11 protein-coding genes and 1 pseudogene are annotated in these 6,356 nt (G+C 40.3%); 2 read left to right on the top strand and 10 right to left on the bottom strand.

Annotation, left to right across the window (positions count from 1 at the left end; translation table 11 throughout):
* Positions 1-122: 122 nt before the first annotated feature.
* Positions 123-494: a DUF4342 domain-containing protein gene (locus tag QUB12_RS31070; protein ID WP_333146119.1), complete on the bottom strand. Its 372-nt coding sequence runs from the start codon at positions 492-494 to the stop codon at positions 123-125.
* 470 nt (positions 495-964) lie between these two features.
* On the opposite strand from QUB12_RS31070, the gene QUB12_RS31065 reads away from it, so the two are divergent.
* Positions 965-1,078: a helix-turn-helix transcriptional regulator gene (locus tag QUB12_RS31065; RefSeq protein WP_333199000.1), complete on the top strand. Its 114-nt coding sequence runs from the start codon at positions 965-967 to the stop codon at positions 1,076-1,078.
* Between the two features lie 121 nt (positions 1,079-1,199).
* Here QUB12_RS31065 and QUB12_RS31060 read toward each other — a convergent pair whose 3' ends face one another.
* The 5 genes from QUB12_RS31060 to QUB12_RS31040 all read right to left on the bottom strand — a co-directional run bounded on the left by QUB12_RS31060 (position 1,200) and on the right by QUB12_RS31040 (position 3,976).
* Positions 1,200-1,388 carry a nucleotidyltransferase domain-containing protein gene (locus QUB12_RS31060; protein ID WP_333309991.1) on the bottom strand — a complete coding sequence of 63 codons (189 nt, stop codon included), beginning with the start codon at positions 1,386-1,388 and terminating at the stop codon, positions 1,200-1,202.
* A 131-nt stretch (positions 1,389-1,519) separates the two neighbouring features.
* Positions 1,520-1,903 carry a hypothetical protein gene (locus QUB12_RS31055; protein WP_333146121.1) on the bottom strand — a complete coding sequence of 128 codons (384 nt, stop codon included), beginning with the start codon at positions 1,901-1,903 and terminating at the stop codon, positions 1,520-1,522.
* A gap of 105 nt (positions 1,904-2,008) precedes the next feature.
* Entirely contained in the window at positions 2,009-2,542 is a 534-nt protein-coding gene (locus QUB12_RS31050) for a hypothetical protein (protein ID WP_333146123.1), read from the bottom strand.
* Between the two features lie 4 nt (positions 2,543-2,546).
* Complete coding sequence (locus tag QUB12_RS31045; RefSeq protein WP_333146125.1) at positions 2,547-3,218, bottom strand: hypothetical protein; 672 nt, start codon at positions 3,216-3,218, stop codon at positions 2,547-2,549.
* Between the two features lie 41 nt (positions 3,219-3,259).
* Entirely contained in the window at positions 3,260-3,976 is a 717-nt protein-coding gene (locus QUB12_RS31040) for a hypothetical protein (protein ID WP_333146127.1), read from the bottom strand.
* Positions 3,977-4,167: 191 nt separating this feature from the next.
* Here QUB12_RS31040 and QUB12_RS31035 point away from each other — a divergent pair.
* A pseudogene (locus tag QUB12_RS31035) lies at positions 4,168-4,326 on the top strand (ATP-binding cassette domain-containing protein); the annotation flags it as partial.
* Positions 4,327-4,382: 56 nt separating this feature from the next.
* Here QUB12_RS31035 and QUB12_RS31030 read toward each other — a convergent pair.
* The 4 genes from QUB12_RS31030 to QUB12_RS31015 all read right to left on the bottom strand — a co-directional run bounded on the left by QUB12_RS31030 (position 4,383) and on the right by QUB12_RS31015 (position 6,324).
* A complete protein-coding gene (locus QUB12_RS31030; protein WP_333309988.1) occupies positions 4,383-4,535 on the bottom strand; it encodes a type II toxin-antitoxin system RelE/ParE family toxin in 153 nt (50 codons plus the stop codon).
* A 103-nt stretch (positions 4,536-4,638) separates the two neighbouring features.
* Positions 4,639-4,893 (bottom strand): hypothetical protein, encoded by a 255-nt coding sequence (locus tag QUB12_RS31025; protein ID WP_333309985.1) that lies wholly within the window; start codon positions 4,891-4,893, stop codon positions 4,639-4,641.
* 108 nt (positions 4,894-5,001) lie between these two features.
* Positions 5,002-5,706 (bottom strand): MAE_28990/MAE_18760 family HEPN-like nuclease, encoded by a 705-nt coding sequence (locus QUB12_RS31020; protein WP_333309984.1) that lies wholly within the window; start codon positions 5,704-5,706, stop codon positions 5,002-5,004.
* Between the two features lie 60 nt (positions 5,707-5,766).
* Complete coding sequence (locus tag QUB12_RS31015) at positions 5,767-6,324, bottom strand: DUF262 domain-containing protein (protein WP_333309981.1); 558 nt, start codon at positions 6,322-6,324, stop codon at positions 5,767-5,769.
* Positions 6,325-6,356: the final 32 nt, after the last annotated feature.

The following is a 6,356-nucleotide window of genomic DNA, read 5'->3' as shown; positions in this document are numbered from 1 at the left end:
CGTCCTTTTTGGACGGGCGGGACGCCCATCCCACAAACTTGTGGAAGTTATTTAATTCTCATTCCTAAACAAACAAAGTCCGCCTTCGCGGACTTGAAGAGAAGATTTTTAATTACTAATGACTATTCTTTGCGCTCGATTGCTACAGTCAAATGAGCCACAACTGCCCCTACTGTAGCAAGTACAGCAGCAATTGGAAAGACTACTGAGCCGGCAACGCCGCCTACCAATCCAGCCATCAGCGGAATGTCTGCCAAAGTCCGCCCTTGCGAGTTTTTGATGACAAGGCGGCGGAGTTTTCCTTGCTGAATTAGTTCTTTGACTTTAGCAATTAGGCTGTCGCCGCTAATCTTAAATTCTTCCACTCTGACTTTTTCCTCTGTTACAAATTCTGATGTGAATACATGAGTTTCAACTGTTGGGTTGGCTGAATTCCCGGCCGCTGCTGTTTCGTCTTGTAGAATTGTTACTTGTTGTTCTAGTTGTGAGTTCATTTTGTGTAAGGGCGGGTGAAAACCAGCCGTTTAATTTCTATACTCTTATCTTCGGCGATCGCACTTGGGAATGACAGGCAAGGAAACCCTACAATCGGCATTCGTACTTTCCACCCCCGCCTTTTTACTCAAAACATTATTTTTGCCTGGTTAGATCGGGGCGGATTTATCTCTTCCTAAAGGTAGAGAAGATATGGTTGAAACAACCCGTCTCTAGATACAAGTAAGGTGCGTATTGCCAGCCATGTCAAGGTGGCGGCTGTCTGTTGAATCTTTAAGTTGGACACCAAGCGAACTAAAGTCAGCGAAAATTATTAAAATTAAAACTTTATATTTCTAGAGTGACTTCAAACGTGATTGCTATCTAGGCACAATCAAGCTATGGCTTGCAATGCCAGTTCTCAAAAGCACCGCAGAGATAGCGATCGCACTGGCGAAGTACAATAAAATCAGAAACGCAAACTGAGTAAATCAACGAACATCTGAATCAAGATATTAAGCTTGCAGGTTTAGCTCAATTGCTGGGCATGAGTCAATTTCATTTCAGCCATCTGTTGAAGCAGTTGATAGGCACATCTCCCTAACAATATTCGATCGCGCAACGGGTAAAACGGGAGAAGCAGTTGTTGAAATAAAAAGAGCGATCGATTAAGGAAGCGCGATCGCAGCTATTTGACATAAATAGTTTGAGCAGTAGAGAGAATTTCAAAGGCGGCGAATCCAGTTGGAACTGCGATCGATCGCCCGTTTACTGATTAGATCGACTCGTCTACTTAGCACTGCTTCGAGTTCTTCCTGCATTTGGGCGCGATCGAGTAAACTCCAGTCGGCCGTGGGGGCAAAAGCCACTAGGATATCGATGTCGCTGTCTGCATGAAAGTCGTCACGAAGGATCGAACCAAAGAGCGAGAGTTCGATGATTTGCCACTGTTGGCAGAATTTGGTGATTTGGTCAATTGGTAGGGCGATCGGTTTTCATTCAGCCTCTTTACTTATTGACTAAATATTTTGCTTGAGAATCTTCGTCAAGCAGCATTCGTCGGCTCAAGTTGGACTTTTTTTGCTTCCAATCGATAGCGTTCCTCGTCTGCTTCTAATTTTAGGAGTTCCTGATGATTCTGACAGTAATGAATCGCCTCATAGATAGCAGACAGGGGTAAATCCCAATTTTTGGCAGCTTGTTCGGGTGACATCCCATTGGCAGTCATGTCTCGCCAAATAGTCGATGCCAGTAATTTACGTCCCTTAATGTAAAGTTGTTTGCGCCAAGGATGAGGACGTGCAATTAAATATTGCCAATTCTCGATTTCTGGTGTACTTTGCAGGGATTGAACGATCGCACTTAGCAGGGCAAGGCGATCGCTGACTGATAGTTGGCTGGCTTTTTCTTTAAGCTCTTGCAAGGACATAAAAAAATACTCCAACAAAGGTTGGTATCTAAATTATAGTACATTGGAAGGCGTGGACGATCCAGATTGACATAAACCTTTTGAGCATCAGGATAGAGAAGAACTTCATACATACGATTTGCACAGTTCAGATTCATATTGCTCTCGGTCAAACTTAAATGGTCCTAGACTATATTGCCAATCACGATGAAACTGACCAAAATCTGCCCACTCAACAGTAGATTCATTAAGTGCGATCCTAACCTGCATAAACCAGCACTGAATCACCCCACAAGTGCAACCTAAAACAATCGCTTTCCCAGCCTGTGGATCGTTAGATTGCAACTCAAATCCACAATGCCAAGGCTCGTCGAGCAAGTTTCGTGAGGGCAGCAGAATCCTAGAAGGTGGTAAGTATAAGTAATCTCCCGGTGGAAAATCTGATTCATCAATAGTCTCTCCTGCCGATCGCCGCTCCTGAATCTCTGCTCTAACAAGTGGTTCTTCAACTTGGCGCACTAATTCTATTAGCGGTTGATGGTTGATATGAATCTCAGCTACATCAAGTTTATTGCCTAATGTCCAAGGCAAAGATGTTCGATTAATTCGCACTTCAAAGCGATCGTAATTTGGCATTTTAATATTATCGATATCGCTCATGTTATTAAGGTTGATATCTAGACATATCAAGATACTGTGCAAAGTAAGTTTCTATTTTTTGAGGCTTTAGCTCATTTATTAATAGTGAATTTTCATGAATTAATCCAAACATTTTAGATGTTAAAATTGCGATATATAAACCATCTTCATCTAACTCTCTAACTACATAAATTCTTTCCTCTGACTGAGCGTGTGCTAATAAGTTGTTTGCTGCTAGCAAAGTTTTCGCTGTGACAAAATTCCACTTGTCAATAGTACGTGTAGCAAATGAATTTACTGCTGAGGGACAAATAAGGTAGTCAACTTCATTAAGCCTTAAAAAGGAATCACCATTATCTGCTTCAAACTCATCAATGTCATTGACGATCGCACCAGCTCTTTCTAAAATAGGTTTGAGTTCCTCAAGTGCATAGGCGTAAACACATTCGGATAAGTCTTCTCTGCTAAGGAAGCAAAGACTGTATTGAGGATGCGGAGCGTCTAACCACAATAAGCCTTCGTTGATATATACTCCATCGCTTTCTGTCACCGTATCTAAAGAATCGTATTGGTATTTTCCATCGAACACCCAAGGTGAGGATGTTTGGATTGAAAGCCTCTCCAATATTTCGATCGTTTCCGATTCTTCATATCGATAGAATCCTAGCTGTTTAAGCTGACTCAGTAATTCTTCCATGACTTGCTGTAAATGAATCGGTTTAATATCAAAACAGGAAATTAAATACCGTAAGTTTGAGCGGGAAGAACATAACGAATAACTGCCCCTTCATTCTCAATTTTTATAGCAGATTGCCACAACATTTCTTCAGACCATAAAGGTTCATGGTAGTACAGAGTCTCTAAGGACAAGCAAGACAGATTCTCGTCGAGTATTTCTTCTGACGATAAAGGTTCGCGGTAAGATAAATCGTTAGGAATATCTCCCGACCAAGGAGGCGGCGGCTCGCCTCTAATGTCTCTATAGTCCTGATTGGTGAATTGTTTTTCTCTCCATTTCACTGCTCGATCGCAGTACAAATCTGTTGCGCCGAGAAACTCGCCTTTTTGGGCAAAAATTTCGATAAACCTAGCATTGTTTTCCCAACCATCATCACACAACCCTACAACAAACAAAAAAAATGTGTCTTGTTCAGCAATCGGAATTTTTACGAGAGATAATTCACTAAGAGTCCACTGGGAATACCAGAAGTGACGGTCGAAAGCATCAGTAACAGTTTGAGGGATATTCTGCTGTATTCTCTCAATTTCTATACAATCGAAACCTGAAGAAACAGATATTGCTAACAATTTAAGACGGGCAATTTTTTGATAGATTGGGCAAACGTCAGGGCATTTATTGTGGACTACTGTCTCGTATAAAGAAGTCTCAGCGTTCGCTTCGCAAAACAGCTCGTAAAAATGCCTAACTGCTAGTTTTCTTTCATCTAAATTCATCACTGGAAACCTGAGATGATAATTGAATCGGAATAGAAAATATAAAACAACAATCGCTCAACATTTAGCTCTAACTTAGAGTTAGATCGAAGATGCGGTACAAGACGCAATACGATTCCGAAATAATGCAATTAATACACGCAACACCATGCTACACTAAAGTGAAGTTAGGTAAATGACTTTCTATACTGATGACTATTTTTACTCTGCGATCGATCAAAAAAGACTTCGGCATCAAGGAACTCTTGACAGATGCCAGCTTCAGCCTGGATGAAGGCGATAAAGTCGGACTCATCGGCACAAACGGTTCCGGGAAATCAACGCTGCTGACAATGATTGCGGGTATGGAGTCGATGGTTTACTGATTAAATCGATCGCTCTTGTTGCTGGGCTGACTAACTCGCCCTCACGATTCATAGACTTGACTGCGATGAGCGATCGCCACAACAAATACCTGCACCACTTCATCGTCGATCGAGTAAATCACTCTATAGTCCCCGATTCGGTAGCGATAGTACCCTGCATAATCTCCTTTGAGGGCTTTAATGTTAGGGTGCAACTGAGGAGTTTGTTCTAACTACTCCAAACATCGGGCAATTTTCTTCGCTAGGGCTTTGTCAGCATTGACATAAACCTTTTGAGCATCAGGATGGATAACAACTTCATACATCGGAGCGAAGACTTCTCCAGCTTATGTAATCAGTTTTAGGGGTTGCTTGATTTTGCTTAACTCGCTCTAGCAATCCAGAAATTGCCAAAATTTCTTGAGTTGCAGCTTCGCTTTCAGTATTGGCTAAGTAAGCCGCAAAATCAGCAAGCACCTGTAATCGTTCTGGTGATAGTTGCTTGAGTAAGTCATTAAGCTGGCGGTGTAACTCTGCGGGTGATATCAAATCGGCTGAGGATCGATCGTTCATTTGGGAATTATCCGTGCTTTTTTCCTCATTTTACCGCAGAGTTTTTTGGTTTGTCAATCTCCACTTGCGATCGCCATATAGCCAAAGTTTACTCATCAAAATCGACTGCTAGATTCTGTATTTCTTCTTCTCAATGTAATCATCAATATTATTCAGCAGATGAGTTATATATTTTACCAATTTATCTTTATCATCAACTAACTTGCTCCAAAGTATTTGACTCGAAGCATCACAAAACGAAACATTTCCATGTGCCAAATCACATCGAATCTTAACCACAAAATTCAGAATGTCATCTATTTCTCTACTCGCAACTCCTAAATTTCCAAAGAAGCCATACATATCTATGAGTTCTTTGATAGTTTTAGCATCCAAATTTCCCGATATGGGAATATTAGATGGATCTAACAAAACCATCTCATCATCCAAAACCGATTTAATTAATTCCTGAAGATTGTCAGCTACGTTATCCTTTTTGATATATGAGTCTCTGAAACTTTTACTTTGATCGTTCAGCAACCACAATCTCTTTATTTTCGGACTTAAATCTTTATAAGTTAATTGCTCGACTAAAATAACATCATGAATGGCAGTTATACCATTTCTGATAGAAGATTCGACAAGATTGTATAATAGCAGGTAACAATGAGACTGCAAGATTTTTTGAATCTCGCTATCAACAATATATTCACCTGATGGGAAGATGATTGATTTAGAAGATAATGCACCAAGTTGTTCAATTTTATCTACTAATTCAAAATATTTCTGGATTTCTGCCACTCGCCTGTTAAAGTCTTTAATGAACTCTTTCATAGGCTTTGACTTAAAAGCTTATCCTTAGCATAGTCAATTCTTGGTTTCATATTCTCAGGCTTATGAGTTTGCTAGCAGACTATTAGAATTAGGAGTTAGATCGAGATTACTGGTGTTGATGCGATAGAAAATATCATTCCTTACTTTTTCATCAGCTTTGTCTGAGAGAATTATCATTCTAAGCGAAGTATATTTAAACTTTCTTTGGCGTGAGGGTGCGAGATCATTAAAATAGGAACCATTTAGAGAATCTAATGTTTGGAGATTACTCAATTGCAACTGATTTGTCATGAAAGCTGCAAGAGTCCTCACCCTCTGAGAGCCATCCACAATTTCTAGTCTTCCAGTTTCATAGATTTCTACGACAATCATGGCAGGAATAGGAACACCAATAATAATGGATTCAATGAATCGAGATTGATGATTAATATCCCATCTCAAGTTTCTGTGAAATTCAGGGATATAAATCTCACCGATCCCTCCACCATCTTGTTCCAGGTATTTATCGACTATGAATTCGATAGTGTATTCTGTAGTATGGTAGTCAATCTTTTGCTTTATTTCGTCAATCTGCTCTTCGGCGATATTGATGATGTCTTGCCTAATTGCTTGAGACATAAGCACCTGCGTCTATATAACAAGGACATACA

It is taken from the genome of Microcoleus sp. B7-D4, assembly GCF_036705125.1.
Classification (GTDB): domain Bacteria; phylum Cyanobacteriota; class Cyanobacteriia; order Cyanobacteriales; family Microcoleaceae; genus Microcoleus.
The sequence above is the reverse complement of the archived record's forward strand: the minus strand, read 5'-3'. Positions and strand labels throughout refer to the sequence as shown.

Excerpts from the sequence above, each read along its gene's own strand:
- QUB12_RS31070 (WP_333146119.1), bottom strand. The coding sequence starts at position 494 with ATGAACTCACAACTAGAACAACAAGTAACAATTCTACAAGACGAAACA.
- QUB12_RS31055 (WP_333146121.1), bottom strand. The coding sequence starts at position 1,903 with ATGTCCTTGCAAGAGCTTAAAGAAAAAGCCAGCCAACTATCAGTCAGC.
- QUB12_RS31050 (WP_333146123.1), bottom strand. The coding sequence starts at position 2,542 with ATGAGCGATATCGATAATATTAAAATGCCAAATTACGATCGCTTTGAA.
- QUB12_RS31045 (WP_333146125.1), bottom strand. The coding sequence starts at position 3,218 with ATGGAAGAATTACTGAGTCAGCTTAAACAGCTAGGATTCTATCGATAT.
- QUB12_RS31040 (WP_333146127.1), bottom strand. The coding sequence starts at position 3,976 with ATGAATTTAGATGAAAGAAAACTAGCAGTTAGGCATTTTTACGAGCTG.
- QUB12_RS31025 (WP_333309985.1), bottom strand. The coding sequence starts at position 4,893 with ATGAACGATCGATCCTCAGCCGATTTGATATCACCCGCAGAGTTACAC.
- QUB12_RS31020 (WP_333309984.1), bottom strand. The coding sequence starts at position 5,706 with ATGAAAGAGTTCATTAAAGACTTTAACAGGCGAGTGGCAGAAATCCAG.
- QUB12_RS31015 (WP_333309981.1), bottom strand. The coding sequence starts at position 6,324 with ATGTCTCAAGCAATTAGGCAAGACATCATCAATATCGCCGAAGAGCAG.